This is a genomic window from Rubripirellula tenax, from assembly GCF_007860125.1.
Classification (GTDB): domain Bacteria; phylum Planctomycetota; class Planctomycetia; order Pirellulales; family Pirellulaceae; genus Rubripirellula; species Rubripirellula tenax.
Map to the genome: position 1 here is coordinate 1230323 of NZ_SJPW01000001.1, position 15190 is coordinate 1245512.

General features: G+C 56.9%; 17 protein-coding genes. 5 read left to right on the forward strand and 12 right to left on the reverse strand.

The window, feature by feature from the left end; all coding sequences use genetic code 11:
* Positions 1–4 precede the first annotated feature (4 nt).
* Both Poly51_RS04585 and rsmH read left to right on the forward strand, forming a co-directional pair.
* Complete coding sequence (locus Poly51_RS04585) at positions 5–943, forward strand: sugar phosphate isomerase/epimerase family protein (RefSeq protein WP_146454642.1); 939 nt, start codon at positions 5–7, stop codon at positions 941–943.
* Positions 933–1835, forward strand: coding sequence for a 16S rRNA (cytosine(1402)-N(4))-methyltransferase RsmH (gene rsmH / locus Poly51_RS04590; protein WP_315853655.1), 903 nt, complete (start codon positions 933–935; stop codon positions 1833–1835). The genes Poly51_RS04585 and rsmH overlap by 11 nt, the downstream gene beginning before the upstream one ends.
* 28 nt (positions 1836–1863) lie before the next feature.
* Here rsmH and Poly51_RS04595 read toward each other — a convergent pair whose 3' ends face one another.
* The 3 genes from Poly51_RS04595 to Poly51_RS04605 form a co-directional block, all read right to left on the reverse strand.
* Positions 1864–2577, reverse strand: coding sequence for a hypothetical protein (locus tag Poly51_RS04595; protein ID WP_146454646.1), 714 nt, complete (start codon positions 2575–2577; stop codon positions 1864–1866).
* Between the two features lie 157 nt (positions 2578–2734).
* Positions 2735–3154, reverse strand: coding sequence for a hypothetical protein (locus tag Poly51_RS04600; protein ID WP_146454648.1), 420 nt, complete (start codon positions 3152–3154; stop codon positions 2735–2737).
* 144 nt (positions 3155–3298) lie between these two features.
* Positions 3299–4672: an EF-hand domain-containing protein gene (locus tag Poly51_RS04605; RefSeq protein ID WP_246114257.1), complete on the reverse strand. Its 1374-nt coding sequence runs from the start codon at positions 4670–4672 to the stop codon at positions 3299–3301.
* Positions 4673–4815: 143 nt separating this feature from the next.
* On the opposite strand from Poly51_RS04605, the gene Poly51_RS04610 reads away from it, so the two are divergent.
* From Poly51_RS04610 to Poly51_RS04620, 3 genes are all read left to right on the forward strand, one after another.
* A complete protein-coding gene (locus Poly51_RS04610) occupies positions 4816–6369 on the forward strand; it encodes a sulfatase family protein (protein ID WP_146454650.1) in 1554 nt (517 codons plus the stop codon).
* 122 nt (positions 6370–6491) lie between these two features.
* A complete protein-coding gene (locus tag Poly51_RS04615; protein ID WP_146454653.1) occupies positions 6492–7163 on the forward strand; it encodes a YqgE/AlgH family protein in 672 nt (223 codons plus the stop codon).
* A gap of 22 nt (positions 7164–7185) precedes the next feature.
* Positions 7186–8004, forward strand: coding sequence for a metallophosphoesterase family protein (locus tag Poly51_RS04620; RefSeq protein WP_146455208.1), 819 nt, complete (start codon positions 7186–7188; stop codon positions 8002–8004).
* A 76-nt stretch (positions 8005–8080) separates the two neighbouring features.
* Here Poly51_RS04620 and Poly51_RS04625 read toward each other — a convergent pair whose 3' ends face one another.
* The 9 genes from Poly51_RS04625 to Poly51_RS04665 are packed head-to-tail and all read right to left on the reverse strand — an operon-like array spanning position 8081 to position 15190.
* Positions 8081–9805, reverse strand: coding sequence for a Na(+)/H(+) antiporter subunit D (locus Poly51_RS04625; protein ID WP_146454655.1), 1725 nt, complete (start codon positions 9803–9805; stop codon positions 8081–8083).
* Positions 9789–10058, reverse strand: a complete 270-nt coding sequence (locus Poly51_RS04630) for a heme biosynthesis HemY N-terminal domain-containing protein (protein ID WP_146454657.1) — start codon at positions 10056–10058, stop codon at positions 9789–9791. The genes Poly51_RS04625 and Poly51_RS04630 overlap by 17 nt, the downstream gene beginning before the upstream one ends.
* Positions 10059–10081: 23 nt before the next feature.
* On the reverse strand, positions 10082–11605 hold the full coding sequence (locus Poly51_RS04635) for a proton-conducting transporter transmembrane domain-containing protein (protein WP_146454660.1): 1524 nt from the start codon (positions 11603–11605) through the stop codon (positions 10082–10084).
* Complete coding sequence (locus Poly51_RS04640; protein ID WP_146454662.1) at positions 11602–13083, reverse strand: monovalent cation/H+ antiporter subunit D family protein; 1482 nt, start codon at positions 13081–13083, stop codon at positions 11602–11604. The genes Poly51_RS04635 and Poly51_RS04640 overlap by 4 nt, the downstream gene beginning before the upstream one ends.
* A complete protein-coding gene (locus Poly51_RS04645; protein ID WP_146454664.1) occupies positions 13083–13532 on the reverse strand; it encodes a sodium:proton antiporter in 450 nt (149 codons plus the stop codon). Before Poly51_RS04645 ends, Poly51_RS04640 begins: the two co-directional genes overlap by 1 nt.
* Entirely contained in the window at positions 13529–13969 is a 441-nt protein-coding gene (locus tag Poly51_RS04650; protein ID WP_146454667.1) for a Na(+)/H(+) antiporter subunit B, read from the reverse strand. Before Poly51_RS04650 ends, Poly51_RS04645 begins: the two co-directional genes overlap by 4 nt.
* The gene (locus tag Poly51_RS04655) at positions 13966–14529 is read right to left on the reverse strand and encodes a DUF4040 domain-containing protein (protein ID WP_146454670.1); all 564 of its coding nucleotides are present in this window, start codon (positions 14527–14529) and stop codon (positions 13966–13968) included. The genes Poly51_RS04650 and Poly51_RS04655 overlap by 4 nt, the downstream gene beginning before the upstream one ends.
* Positions 14526–14927 (reverse strand): monovalent cation/H(+) antiporter subunit G, encoded by a 402-nt coding sequence (gene mnhG, locus Poly51_RS04660; RefSeq protein ID WP_246114258.1) that lies wholly within the window; start codon positions 14925–14927, stop codon positions 14526–14528. Before mnhG ends, Poly51_RS04655 begins: the two co-directional genes overlap by 4 nt.
* A complete protein-coding gene (locus tag Poly51_RS04665) occupies positions 14924–15190 on the reverse strand; it encodes a monovalent cation/H+ antiporter complex subunit F (RefSeq protein WP_146455212.1) in 267 nt (88 codons plus the stop codon). Before Poly51_RS04665 ends, mnhG begins: the two co-directional genes overlap by 4 nt.

Genomic DNA, 15190 nt, shown 5'->3' on the forward strand with positions numbered 1-15190 from the left:
CTTGATGAATGAGTCCTCGCCTGCCGCACGTCGGCGCTTCTTGCAAACGATTGCCTTTGGCGCCGCCGGACTGTGCGCATCGCCATTGGGATGGTCCGACGATGCTGTCGATTCCACGGCCCAACCGTGGCTTCGCAAAACGCTCAAGGTCGGAATGCTCGGCAAGCAAGGCACGTTGGCCGAACGATTTGCGAAGGCGAAGCAAGCGGGATTCGAGGGCGTCGAACTGAATGTGCCGGGCATCGACGTCGACGATGCAAAGGCCGCCGCTGCAGCCACCGGGATCATTTTGGATGGCACCGTCGGCGGATACCATTGGCAACAGCGTCACAGTGACCCCGATCCCAAAGTTCGTCAGACTGCGCTTTCCAAGCTAAAACAAGGCATCGAGGAAACTGCGGCGGTGGGCGCCGACACGATGCTGTTGGTACCCGCACATGGAAACGACGGAACCGAGGCCGAGGTGTACGAGCGGGCGATGGCGGCGGTTCGCGAAGCGATTCCAGTTGCCGAAGCCAACGGGGTTTCGATTCTGATCGAAAACGTTTGGAACCATTTCCTTTACCAGCACGACGGCCCGTCGGACCAAACGGCGGATGCCTTGGCGTCGTTCATCGACGCATTCGATTCGCCGTGGGTGGGCGTCCAATTCGACATCGGCAACCACTGGAAATATGGCAACCCGGCCGATTGGATTCGGACTCTCGATCATCGCATCAAGAAGCTCGACATCAAGGGCTTCTCGAGAGCCGAAGACAAGTTCACTAAGATCACCGAGGGCGACATTGATTGGCCGTCGGTCGAAACAGCACTGCACGACATCGGATTTACCGGATGGTTGGCAGCCGAAGTTGCCGGCGGAGACCTGGATCGTCTTCGCGAGATCAATGATCATATGGAAGAGTCCCTTCACTGCAGCCAAAGTCTTTCGCGTGTCAACTGAATCGCAAGGCGTCGTCGAAACCGTTCACGTCCCCGTCATGCCCGATGAAGTGGTTCATTGGATGACGGAGCATGCGCCGCGAGTGATGGTGGATGGAACGTACGGCGGCGGCGGACATTCAAGCCTGCTGATAAAAAAATTGCCGCCCGGTGAAGGGTTCATGATCGGACTCGATCGCGACCCGGCGGTCAGCGAGCGCGTGGACACCGAGTCACACGACCCGCGATTGACCGTTTTCTTGGGCAGCTACGAACGAATCCCCAAAGCGCTCGAAGCACTAGAAATCCCCAAGGCCGACGCGATCCTGTTGGACGTGGGTTTGTCGAGCGATCAGTTGGCTGATGCCAATCGAGGATTCAGCTTCACCGTCGACGGCCCTCTGGATTTGCGTTTCGATCCGGAATTCGGAGATCCGGCGTCGGACTGGTTGGCGTGGAAAAAAGAAGACGAGATTGCCAACGCGATTTATCAGTACGGCGAAGAACGCTGCAGTCGCCGGATCGCGAAAGAGATCGTCACGCGGCGGCGCAAAGAGAATCCGGTCAAGACGGTCAACGACCTGGTCGAAATTTGTCGTCGATGCGTGCCGCCGAGTAAGAATCACAACATTCACCCGGCGACGCGAACGTTCCAGGCGCTGCGGATCGTTGTCAATGACGAACTGGGAATTATGGAACGGACATTGAAAGCTGCACCCGAGTGGTTGGCGCCCGCCGGACGCTTGGTCGTGATCAGTTTCCATTCACTCGAAGACCGCATCGTGAAGAACGCGTTTCGCGATGACGAGCGGTGGAACATTCTGACCAAAAAGCCGCTGCGACCGACCGACGACGAAGTTCGCATGAACCCGCGATCACGAAGCGCAAAGATGCGAGTGGCCGAATTGGCGTGAAAAAAGAGAACGGGACGCGAGCGAAATGTTATGCGTCGTCTTTCAGTCGCGCGATGATCTTATCGTCTTCGACTCGGATACTTTCGAAGCGACGGATTGTTTTCGCGTTCTTCTCGTCCTTGTAAATATCTTTGGCCAAATTTTCTTTCTTCATCGCGTCCATGAAGACATCCGGCAAGGGTTCGCCTTTGACTTCGGCCGTTACCAAACGCACAATCAAGACGCCGTCTTCCAATGAGACATCAAACGTGCCAGAGCCGTTTAGAAAACGCCCTTTCGATGCGGGTAGGAACGATTCGACGGGGATACTGATCTCTCCCTTGATCATGCCTTCGTCGATGCTGACAAGCAGTTTGCCACGCAGTTTTTCTTCGCCGTTGATCAACGCGTTGATGTCGTCCGCCGTCAGTACCAACTCGCGTACCGCCGCCGATTTGACGGCATCCGATTCGGTCAGTTCCGCTTGGGAAGAAGAGGTGTCGACCGTGGAAGCCTCTGCGGAAGCCACCGCGGAAGAATTTTCCGCCAAGTCGGCTTCTTCGCTGGCGCCGTCCGCCGTCGTCGTGCCTTCGCTGTCGTCGTCGAGCGACGCTTGGAAACTCTCCAGACGCGTTTCCAATTCCGCCATCTGGTCGTCCGAGTACTCGACCACCGGCAACTCAAGCGGCGCGGTCGCCGTATATTTCTCGACCTGCTTTTTGTAGGCCGAGTACGTCGCAAAACCGGCGCAAAGAATCAGCATCAGGCCGCCGACGAAAACGCCGACACAGCCCAGCACGAGGCAGCGGCCGTTCTTTGATTCCGCCGGGGGGGTGGGATCCGGGACCGTCCTTTCGAAGGATTGATTCGAATCGAACGGATTGGGCGGCGGGCTGGAGACGGCTTCCGTCACGGCAGGACTAGCCCACCGACCACATGTTTTGGAACCACTCTACCCGGTCAATTCGTCGGGGGCTGTAGTTCGTGGTGACATTGAACTTCTGGTTGGCCAGAAAACCGATAAACGCTTTGTAGGGCACTTCGGCGTGCTGGGCGACCAAATCGACCATCTCGCTGTCAGGTTTCCAGGCGTACAGGACTTTGTTGTCCTTCTCGAACTGGCTGTCCAGATATTCCGCATTCGTGCTGCTGGTGACGACGAAATCACAGCCTTTTTTGCACAAAAACCCCAGAAGCGAAGCCGACAACGCACGCGTCATGGCGAGGTCTTTGTCGCAGGATGCCGAAGCGATATTCCAGATCGAGATGTAACCTTCCTCGTCCAAATCCTCAGGCGCAACCTTGATGGCGACGTCTTCTAAACCTTCTCCGACCGACATAGATGTTCCTTCGCAGACTTGATAACCGAGATCTCTAGCGATCTCATTATAGCGTCACAACGGAGCGAAGATAAGGTCCACAGGCACGGACCCAGGGCAACTGTCTTTTTCAAAATGAGACCGCAGGTGCCAGCCAACCTCGCGTCACTTTTTCTGCTGACGCGACTGCATCCACATCGCATATTCCTCGACCGTGATCCGTCCGTCCCGGTTCGTATCCGCCGCAGCGGGGCTCATCAGCATTTTTTCCCACTCCGACGGAGTCAGGGCACCGTCGCTGTTTTTATCGTATCGTTCGACGATTCGGCGGACGACTTTTACGTACTTTTCGTCGGCCTTCCCCCCCGAAGCAGCGGCAGCCGCCGAGGGCGCGGCGGAATTAGACGAAGCGACCGGACTGGCCGCAGCCATCAACTGGGATGCTGTGCCTTTTTCGACCGCTCGCATGGCTTCGTCGGATGTGATCACACCGTCGCGATTGAAGTCGGAATCGAAGAATTGGGCCACCAGTTCGTCGTTCCATTCGCTCGCGAATTCCGCCATCGACACCTGTCCGTCTCCGTTGGCGTCTTTGTCGGTAAAGTATCCGGGCAATCCTTCTGGCGCCGAACGCCCGGCCGTATCCCGATAGGACTGGCGACCCGCGAAAACATCGACCGTTTCGGTGGCCGAACCGCTGTCACGTTCTCGCTTTTTCTCGCGTTTGACCTTCTTGGCATCCTCTTCCCCCTCGCGCCGTCGTGCATAGCGAACAGCCAATTCGTCGAGCGTCAGTTTTCCGTCGCGATTGCGGTCAAAGTCCATCGGATTTCCCGACATACGGCTGCTCAGTTCATCCTTTTCAATGAAACCATTCCCGTTGCGATCGTACCGACGCATCGATTCACCGGCCTGGGCGCGGTCGGCGTCAGTGACTGGCACGGACAACATTTCGGCTTTCGGGCCAAAACCCAAAATCGGTTCGGCCAGCGATTCTTCGCCAAAACCGGGAACCAACAATTCGGCCATCAGCGCCGCATCGGCCGCATCTCGGCTGGACGTTCCGCCGCCCCGCGACGATGAATCGTCACCGCCACCTCGCATCTTATCAAAGCCCTCTTTGACCTTTGCGATCGGAATCGGTTGACCCGCCTTGATGCTGGGGTCGGATTGCTGCATGCGGCTGATCAAGAATTGAGCCGGTCCCTGTTGTTCTTCGGGATCGAGCACGCCGTTTTTATTGGTATCCAGCCGTTCCAAGAATGAGCTCGGATCAAAGCCGCTGCGACCGCCACCACCACCTCGGTCGCCGCCACCGCCACGATCACCACCTCCGCCGCCCCGGTCGCCGCCGCCAAAGCCACCGCCCGGCGGTCCGCCGCGATCGCCGCCGCCAAAACCGCCACCGCCTCCGCGATCGCCGCCACCGCGCCCTCCTCGGTCGCCACCACCTCGGTCGCCACCGCCCGGTGGTTGAGCAACAAGGGTGATCGTCATGGCAAGGGTCAGGGCCAGTGAGGCCAAAAAACGTGTGTTCATGTTCAATTGAACCAACCGTCGCGATCGAAGTTTCGTGGAAAAGCGGGCCACCGAGCTCATTGTAGTTGGGTTAGCATAGAGCCCGAGGTATCTATCATCCCCGATTTGACCTCAATTGAACACAAACGTGGAGCAAGGATTTAATGCGGTCGAATTTCGCAGTTGTATTGGTTCTGTCGGTCTTATTCGTCTTAACGTCTGCCATAGCGGGTTCCGCCGAACTGCCCGCCACGCCGACTCGCGACGGGATCAAGCCACGCAACGTGATCTTTGTCCTGACCGACGACCATCGCTATGACGCAATGGGATTCATGGGGCATCCTTTTTTGGAAACTCCGAACCTAGACAAGTTGGCCTCCGGCGGCGTGCATCTGAAGAATGCATTTGTGACCACTTCGCTGTGCTCGCCCAGCCGCGCGTCGATTCTGACAGGACTGTACACGCACAAGCACCGTGTCATCGACAACAATCGCTTGGTCCCCGAAGACACCGTCTTCTTTCCGCAATACCTGCAACGCGCCGGCTACTCGACCGCCTACATCGGCAAGTGGCACATGGGTGCCGCCAACGACGACATCCGTCCAGGATTTGACCATTGGATCAGCTTCAAAGGTCAAGGAAACTATTTGCCGCCGGGACCGAAATACACATTGAACGTTAATGGCAAGCGAGTCAAACAGAAGGGATACATCACCGACGAAATGACGGACTATGCCGTCGATTGGTTGGACGAACAAAAGGACACTGGCAAACCGTTCTTCATGTATTTGTCGCACAAAGCCGTCCACAGCGACTTCACGCCCGCCGAGCGTCATGCCGGTCGGTATGCGAACGAAGACCTAAGCTTCCTGCCTCGGGGTGAAGGCGTCACGGCCGAAGCAAACGCACCGCGCTGGGTCCGCGATCAACGAAACAGTTGGCATGGCATCGACTTCAGCTACCACAGCGACAACGGACTCGATTACCTGTATCGAAGGTATTGTGAAACGCTTCTTGCAGTCGACGATAGCGTCGGCCGCGTGATGCAGAAGTTGAAGGACATGGGCGTTCACGACGAAACACTTGTCATCTACATGGGCGACAACGGTTTCATGTGGGGCGAGCACGGCTTGATCGACAAACGAGTTTCCTACGAAGAGTCGATGCGAGTTCCGATGATGGTGCATTGCCCCGAACTGTATCAGGGTGGAACCGTCGTCGACCAAGTGATCGGTAACATCGATGTCGGCCCGACCGTGCTGCACGCGGCCGGATTGCAAACACCCGACTACATCGACGGCACCAGCTTTTTGGATCTGCCCAACCAACCGAAGATGGATTGGCGCGAAAACTTCCTTTACGTGTACTACTGGGAGAAAAACTTCCCGCAAACCCCGACTCAGTTTGCCTTGCGTGGTGACCGGTTCAAGTACATCACGTACTACGGATTGTGGGACGCCGACGAACTGTATGACCTGACGACGGATCCGGGCGAAAAGAAAAACCTGCTTTACGATCCCGACTATGCGTCGGTCGCTAAGGAAATGGAAAACGAGCTGTACAAAATGCTCGGCGACGCCGGAGGAATGGACATCCCGATGAACCAACCCCAAGGCAACTCGCAAAACAAACGCTGGGTCGACAAAGGTGGAAAAAATGCCGCCGAGTTCCCCGCCGCGATCGTCGTGGACGAACCGCTGAATAAAAAAGCGAAATGACCCAGTGACACGAGAAGCCGTTTTTTTCGCATTGCCGTCGCGTTTGCAGGCGGCGATGCGTTTATACTTCGGATGCGGCGACCGGCGACACTTCCTTCTTCCTGATCATTTGGAATCGACCCATGGCATCAAATCTCTCTGGTCGATTGTTGATTGCATCACCTTATCTCGATGACGGGAATTTCCTTCGATCGGTCGTGTTTATCATTCGGCATGATGCCGAGGGTGCGTTCGGATTGACCATCAATCGCCCCACCGAACGCCGATTCCGTGATTTGGTGGAGATGTCGCCCGCCGAAGGCCGGCCTCGCGAGGACGACGATATTTATCGCGGTGGTCCCGTCGATGGACCACTTTTGGCGCTGCATGATCTTGCCGGTGTCGGCGAACCGTGTGGGCCATACGATGCAGCGGGCCAACCGCTTTCACCGGGCCAAGTGTATAGCGAAGGTTCGAAATTCACCCTGCATGATCATCCCGCCGAACCGTGGGGTTCGATGTCCATCGAATTGGGGAATCCGCCAGCCTGGATCACCGGCGACGACGACCATTTGCGAATCTTGCTTCGTCGACCTGATGCGCGGGTGCGATACGTGGCGCACTACAGCGGATGGGGGCCGGGGCAATTGGACGAGGAGCTGCGAGTGGGCGGTTGGCTGGCAGGCGACGCCGATCCAGATATCATTTTCGGTGACCCCGATCTATGCTGGGAACGAGCGGTGCGGCAATGCGGTCACGATATCCTGACCGAGATCGCGCCGGGCGTCCGATTCGGCGACCCCGAATTGAACTAACCAACGCCGTGGACGATTTGTGATGCGAAGATTTGCGATTGGCGACATTCACGGCTGTGCCAAGGCGCTCCGTGCGCTGATTGAAGCGATCGAACTTGACCCCAAGGACCAACTGGTTTTCCTTGGCGACTATGTTGATCGTGGTCCAGACAGCCGCGATGTCATCGATCAGATCATTGCGCTGAAATCGCGATGCGACGTCATCACGCTTCGTGGCAATCACGAAATCATGCTGCAAGGCGTCGTGTTGGGCGGACTGGATGATCGGGTCTGGCTTGCCAATGGCGGCCAAGCCACCGTGACTAGTTACGGAGGCACGACGAATAAGATCCCAACCGATCACTTGGAATTTTTTCAAGACTTGAGAGCGTATCACGAGACCGAAACGGACATCTTCGTCCACGCCGGTTATACGCCTGATGCGCCAATGGTGTCGCACGACGACATCACGTTGTATTGGAACCACTTGCCGACGCCGCTTCCGAATCCCCATCAAAGCGGTCGTCGAGTCATCGTCGGTCACACGCCGCAGCCCGACAATCGAATATTGGATGCCGGACATCTGGTTTGCATTGACACGTACTGCTTCGGTGGTGGTTGCTTGACCGCGATGGAAGTCACAACCGGGCAAACGATCCAGATCAACCGGCACGGTCACCTGCATCGTCCACCCCTGGTTTCGGCGGCCCACCATTTGAAGAAAATGGGGAAGAACTTTTCGGAGTTCTGTCGGGCGAAATGGGGCGGCAGCGGCGCGACTCGCTTGACCGATCCGTCTCAGTTGGCGGACCTGCAACGTTCGGTCGGCCCATCAAAACTGGCCCAAGATCCCGATCTCTGAACGCCGAACGATTCGGTAGCGGATCCCGATGACCACCCATTCAAGGTCGGCAAGGATCGACTGGTCGAAATGAGGGCTAGAAGTAGTAGATGCCCAAACACGTCGCCAGCAGCACCGTGGTCCAAAATGCCATCGTTCCGCTGGACCATGTTCGACCCAAAATTCCGTTTTCATCGAACGTTGATTTCGCGTTTTGATAAAAGCTTTGCAGGACCACGTTCGTGTCGCCACGCATGCTGCCGCCGACAGTGTCGACCGTCACTCGCAAGCCTCGCACAAACTTGGGCAGCGCCCGGCGATAGACCCAGTCGGTGTCCAGCACCGTCGCTCGCTTCTCGTCGGGATACAAACCCGATTTCATCAGAAACACGAACGCCAAGCCGGCGAACATCAACAACTGCAATTGGGTGACCACGTGCGTCACCGTATACGGATGGTAGTCGACGTCGAACGGAAGGATCCGGTACAGCAGCGGATAGGCGACGCCCAGCCCGATGCAAAACGCAGCCGCAATCGCCATCGCGACCAGCATGTTTAGCGGTGCTTCGTCGACCCGCTTGCCGCTGTCGTGGGCAAAGAACGCGAAGAACGGAATCTTGATCCCCGAGTGCTCCATCACGCCCGCCGAAGCGATCAGCAGCACGATCCAGACCCAGAACAAATGGGCTTCGCCGGCCGCCGAAATGATCATCGACTTGCTGATGAATCCGCTCAACAGCGGGAACCCCGAAATCGCGCCCGCACCGATCATGCAGTACGCCGTCGTCCAGGGCATCGATTTGTGCAATCCGCCCAACTCCGTCGCCTTCGTCGTCCCGACGCGCAACATGACCGCGCCCATCGACATGAACAACAACGATTTGTAGATGATGTGACAGAACGCGTGTGCCACGGTGCCATTGAGCGCAAGCTCGCTGCCGATACCGATGCCGACAACCATGAACCCCAGTTGGTTGTTCAAGCTATACGCCAAGACTCGCCGTAAATCATTTTCGATCACCGCAAAGACGATCGGAAACAACGTCATCGCGCAACCGATCCAGATCAACGGTTCGTATCCGGCGAAACCGCGAATTAGCGAATAGACAGCCAGCTTGGTCGTGAACGCACTTAGAAAAACCGTTCCCGTCGGCGTCGCGTTGGGGTACGAGTCTTGCAACCAATTGTGCAACAGCGGGAATGCACACTTGATTCCGAAAGCCAACAGAACCAAGATTCCCGCCGGCGAAAGCGATTGGCCGTCGACAACGAAACTTTCGAACGCCAACGATCCGGTTTGCACGAATTGGAAAATGGCACCCGACAACAACAGCACGCCCGAGGCGACTTGGATGATCAAGTACCGCATGCCCGATCGGTAGGCCGTTTCGGTGTTGGTCGCCCAGACCAAAATGACGCTCGAAATCGCCGTCAATTCCCAATAAACGAACAGCGTCACCAGGTCGCCCGCGCAAGCCGCGCCGATCGCGGCGCCTGCATACACCATCGCAGCGATTGACTGTTTCGTATCGCGAAGATGCAACGCGTAGATCGCCGCAACGATCGCCGCGATGTGGAACACCAACGCAAAAACGCGACTGAATTTGTCGACACGAACCATCTGCAGCTGGGCGCCGAACAGTTCGATGTTGCCAAACGTGACGTCTTCGGAAAACGAAAAACGGTACAGAAAGCTGACCAGACTGATCGCCGAAACGACCAACACGCCCAAGCTGTGCATCGTGCGGGGCACGGCCAACAAGAGTACCAGCGCGCCGGCGATCATGATCCATCCGGGCGGCAAGTTAGCGACGACGTTCATAGTAGTCCTCTGGCTTGCTGACGATCAACCGAAGCAATCGACCCAAAAAAACGATCACCACAAAGGCGATGAAACCGAACCACGCTTGAAAGCCGAACGATGTTTCGAGATCGAAATGCGGATGCGGGTTTTCGTAAAACCCGTCGGCGATCACCAAAACGACGCACGACACCACCAGTGCGCCGGTCAACTTTTTGATGTTTTGCGGTCGTTCGAACCAGCTTGGTTCAGAATCGGTGGATGGATTTGTCATAGTTGGATTCAACGCCAGATGCTTCACTGAGTGATCGGCAGCAACACTTTGTAGATGGATTCGGCCGCAAAGAACAACCAAACGCTGCCCAGCGCCGTGATGCATAGCGGAAGCACGCATGCGAGCGGCGCTTCGTGGATTTCATCAGTTGATTCGGCGTGGTGGTGATCGTCGTGCTTTTCTTCGTTGTGCTTTTCTTCGTCGCTGCGTTCAAGCGGTGACATAAACGCCAACACGGGAATCGGCACCAAGTACGCGATGTTCAGCAGCGAACTGATCATCAGCGCGGCCGTCAACGTGTAGTGCCCGCTTTCGACGGTGCCGACCGCCAAGAACCATTTGCTCCACGCGCCGCCACCGGGCGGCAATCCGATGATGCTGATCGATGCGATCGCAAAGGCCGCGAAGGTGTACGGCATCTGGCGACCGAGTCCCCGCATCTCGCTGATATTTTTCTTGTGAGCGGCAACGTAGATCGCCCCGGCACAAAAGAACAACGTGATCTTGCCGACCGCGTGCATCGCGATGTGCATCCCGCCACCGACGACGCCCGACGGATTCGCCAGCATCGCCCCCAGCGTGATGTAGGCCAGTTGTCCGATCGTTGAATACGCCAAACGGGCTTTCAGATTATCTTTTGTCATTGCCACCAGCGAAGCCACCAGCAGCGTGTAGCCCGCCACATACATCAACCAAACGCTGACGCCGGTCGATTGCAGCAGGTCGATCCCGAAAATGTAGACGGCGACCTTCATGACGGAAAATACACCGACTTTGACGACCGCCACCGCATGCAGCAGCGCGCTGACCGGTGTCGGCGCGACCATGGCGGCCGGCAACCAGCGGTGAAACGGCATCAGCGCCGCTTTGCCGATCCCGAACGCGAATAGACCCAACAGCACGCCAAGACCGGTTTGCGAAATCTTGTCCGCTTCGTAGGCCGATTGCAAAATGCCGCCCGGTCGAAAATCCAACGTTCCCGCGACTGACCAAGTCCACGCGATCGCCAACATGAAGAACGCAACCGACGTCGAAAGCAGGATGCCCAAGTAGATCCGTCCGCCGCGGCGGGCGTCTTGGTCACCGTGATGCGTTACCAACGGATACGTCGACACGGTCATCAATTCATACGCGACAAACAACGTAAACAGGTTCGCGGCGAACGCCGACGCCATGGCCGCAAAGATTGCCAAGGCGAAACAGCCAAAGAATCGCGTTTGATGTTTTTCGTGATGTCCCCGCATGTAACCGGCGCCGTAGATCGTGGTCAGAATCCACAATCCCGATGCAACCATCGCGAACAGCATGCCCAGTGGTTCGACTTCAAAGCGGATCGCAAAACCGGGCAAAATTTCGCCCAACGCCCATTCGGGGCGCGCTCCGGCAAACACGGATCGCGACAGCATCGCAACGACAACGAACAACACCGATCCGATCACCACGGTGCTGGTTTCGCGCAGGTTCGGGATCTTGCCGAACGCAAAGTTGAAAGCGAACGCAACGAGCGGAAGTGCCAGTGCGATGATGATTTGATTCTCAGGCGTCATTGGGTTGGTCCTCCCAACAACATCGTCGCCGCTTCGGCAGCCAATCCGGCCGAGTATGTCGTCCAGACGCCAAACACGATCACCAGACTGAGCACGAAGTAGGTCGGCACCAGCATCTGCAGCGGCGCTTCGGTTGCTTGTTTGACTCGTTCGGACGGTTCGGCAAAGTACAACGTTTCGACGACTCGCCAAACGTAAATCAGTGCCAGCAGAGAACTGATCAGCATCAGCACCGCGACCGGCCATCGGTTTGATTCCAGCACCGCGGTCAACAGCAACCACTTGCTAATGAACCCAGCCGTCATCGGGACACCGATCAAACCCAAACCGCCGATCGCCCACGCGAACGCGGTCCACGGCATGACGCGTCCGGCGCCCTTCCATTCACTCAACTGAACCGATCCCAAACGGATCGCGAAGCATCCAACGACCATGAACAGTCCGCCCTTGATGATGGCGTGGTTGAACATGTGAACGATGCCAGCGGTCAAACCGGTTTGGCTGTTCATGCTGATCCCCAGCAACATGTATCCGATCTGGGCGACACTGCTGTAGGCCAATAGTCGCTTGACGTTGTCTTGAAAAATGGCGGCCATCGAAGCGGCGAAGATGCCCACCAGCGCCAGCACTCGCAGTGCCGAATCGAGCGGCAGGATGTCGAACGCGAACTCGGGCGTGATGATGCCGTAGATCAATCGGATGAACGCGTAAACGGAAACCTTGGTCGCGGTGGCCGCGATGAAAATGGTGACCGCCGACGGGGCATACGTGTACGCGTTGGGCAACCAGGTGTGCAGCGGAAAGACCGCCATTTTTACGTACAAACCGATCGTCAAAAACGCCAACGCCACCAACATCGTTCGTGGTCCGTCGGTCGTATCGATCCGCGAAGCAATGTCGGCCATGTTCAGCGTGCCGGTCATTTGATAAAGCAATCCGATGCCGATCAGAATGAACGTTGCGCCGATACTGCCCAGGATCAAATACTGCAGCGCCGCAAGTGGCGCCCGCCGCGTTCGACCGAGCGAAATCAGGGCGTACGACGAAAGCGACGAGATCTCTAAAAACACAAACACGTTGAACAAGTCACCGGTCGCGACCATGCCCAGAAGTCCGGTCACGCATAGTAGAAACGTCGCGTAAAACAACGTTTGCTTCGACTTTGGAATCTCGCTGTCGACGCTGTCGGGGGCATAGACCAACGTGACGACGGCCATTCCCGAAACAAATAGAATCACGAACGCGCTAAGCGAATCGATGACGTATTCGATGCCGTAGGGCGGTTCCCAGCCACCGATGTCATACCGAATGACTCCGGTATTTATCACTTGCGCCATCAACATCATCGCGATGGCAAACGTTCCGATCGACGCCATCAGCGCGATCACATGGGCAACGTATCGATTGCCGACAAGCACGCAAAGCGGCGCCGCCACCATCGGCAAAACGATCAACAATACTGGCAGGTTCGGTTCCATCACGATGCCTTGTCCCACTCGGTGCGGTCGAGTTCAAGGATCTCGTCTTCTTCGATCGTTCCGTAGTCTTCGCGGATGCGAACGATCAGTGCGAGCGCCGTTGCCGTTGTTGCGATGCCAACGACGATCGCCGTCAACATCAATACGCTGGGCAGCGGATTGGAATAGATTTGTTCGGCGACGTGTGACGCCGCGTCGGACGATTCATCGTGCCCGTGACCGTGCCCGGCCGCCAGCGCCGGTGGGATGATCGGCGCCGTGGCACCATCGATCTTGCCCATCGTGATGTACAGCAAGAACACCGACGTTTGGAAGATGTTCAAACCGATGATCGTTTTGATCAGATTCTTGCGTGCGATCACGATGTAAAACCCGGTCATCATCAAGAAGACGACGACCCAGTAGTTGAACAAATCGCGAAACGTTTCGAGTGTGTCCGCCAGGATCATGTGGTCTGCCGTCTTCCCGCGAACGCATAGAAAATCATGACCATCACCGAAGTCACGGTGACTCCAACACCCAATTCGACCAGCAGAATGCCCAAGTGTTGTCCGCTGGGCACGTGCCACTGGGGCATGAAATGATGTTCAAGGACGTCGTAGTCGAGAAAGTTTCCGCCCATCACGACCGTTAGCAAACCGGTGCCCGCGTAGATCATGACGCCGGTGGCCATCAGTCGTTCGATGATCCGCGGCGGTGCCACCTTTTTGGCGGAATCGAGTCCGAAGACCAAACCGTACAAAATGATTGCCGATGCGAAAATCACGCCTGCTTGGAATCCGCCACCGGGCCCATAATCGCCGTGGAATTGAACGTACAACGCGAACAGCAGGATGTACGGAATCAGCAGTTTGCTGACAACGCGTATGATTGGAAATTCGGTCATTCGTTCGACTCCGCTGTGCCGTCCGGCTTTGCTGTGCCGTCAGTACTGCGACGCAAGATCAGTAGCACGGCCAATCCGGCGGTGAATACCACCGTCGTTTCGCCCAGGGTGTCATAGCCTCGGTAGCTAGCCAGCACTGCCGTCACCACGTTGGGAAGCCCGTGCATGTCGGCTTGCGAACGTTCGACGAAACCGGGGTTGGGGTGCAAGTGAATCGGATCATCGGCCGCGCCCATCGGTGGCATGTCAAGCGTGCCATAGACCAGCGCGCAACCGGTCACGGTGACCACCAACAAAGGCATCGGCGAAAATCGCGTGGGTGCCTTCTCGACCTTACCCGTCAACGCCAACGTGCTTAGCATCAACACCGTCGAGATGCCCGCGCCGACGGCGGCTTCGGTGAACGATACGTCGGGCGCATCCAGCAGCAACATCCAGCTGGCCGACAGAAAACTGTAGATGCCCGTGAACATGATCGCGGCCCACAAATCGCGAATCCGCGCGATCGTAACCGCCGTGGTCGCCAACAGGCCCAGAATCGCAAACTCGATCAAGTTCATGCGTCGGTCTCCATCGCGTCGGCCGACGATTCATCTCGCCGGGGCGTCCGAACATCCAATTCCGGTTTTAGTCCGTTCGCCAGTGCCGAGTGGGCCAGCGCGTGACAGGAACTCGGGCTCGTGACCATCAAGAAAAACAGAATCGCCAGTACCTTGAACGCGACCAGGACGGAATCGGATTGGAACACCAACCCCAACATGATCAAACCGGCACCCATCGTGTCGGTGATGCCCGCGCCGTGCATTCGTGAAAAGAATTCGGGCAATCGCAAAATGCCGATGCCACCGATGACCGCGAACGCCGATCCCGCCAACAACAGCGTCCAACTGATCGTGTCCAGCGCGATCGGAATCCAGCTTTCGATGCCGCCGGGTTGCAACGTGGCCAAAAAAATCACAGCGATTCCTCGCTAAACGTGCCCGTTGTCGTGAATCGCAACAGCGCCACCATGCCGATGAAATTCATCAGGCTATAGAGCAGCGCCAGGTCAAGAAAATCGGTACGGCCACTCATGAAGCTGACGACCGAAATCAACAGCACTGTTTTTGTGCCGAACATGTTCAGCGCCAACACGCGATCGAAAACCGTCGGGCCAAGCATCGCCCGTGTCAGTGCCAATGTCATCGTGACCAGCACCGCAGCGCTGGCGACGGCAAACAT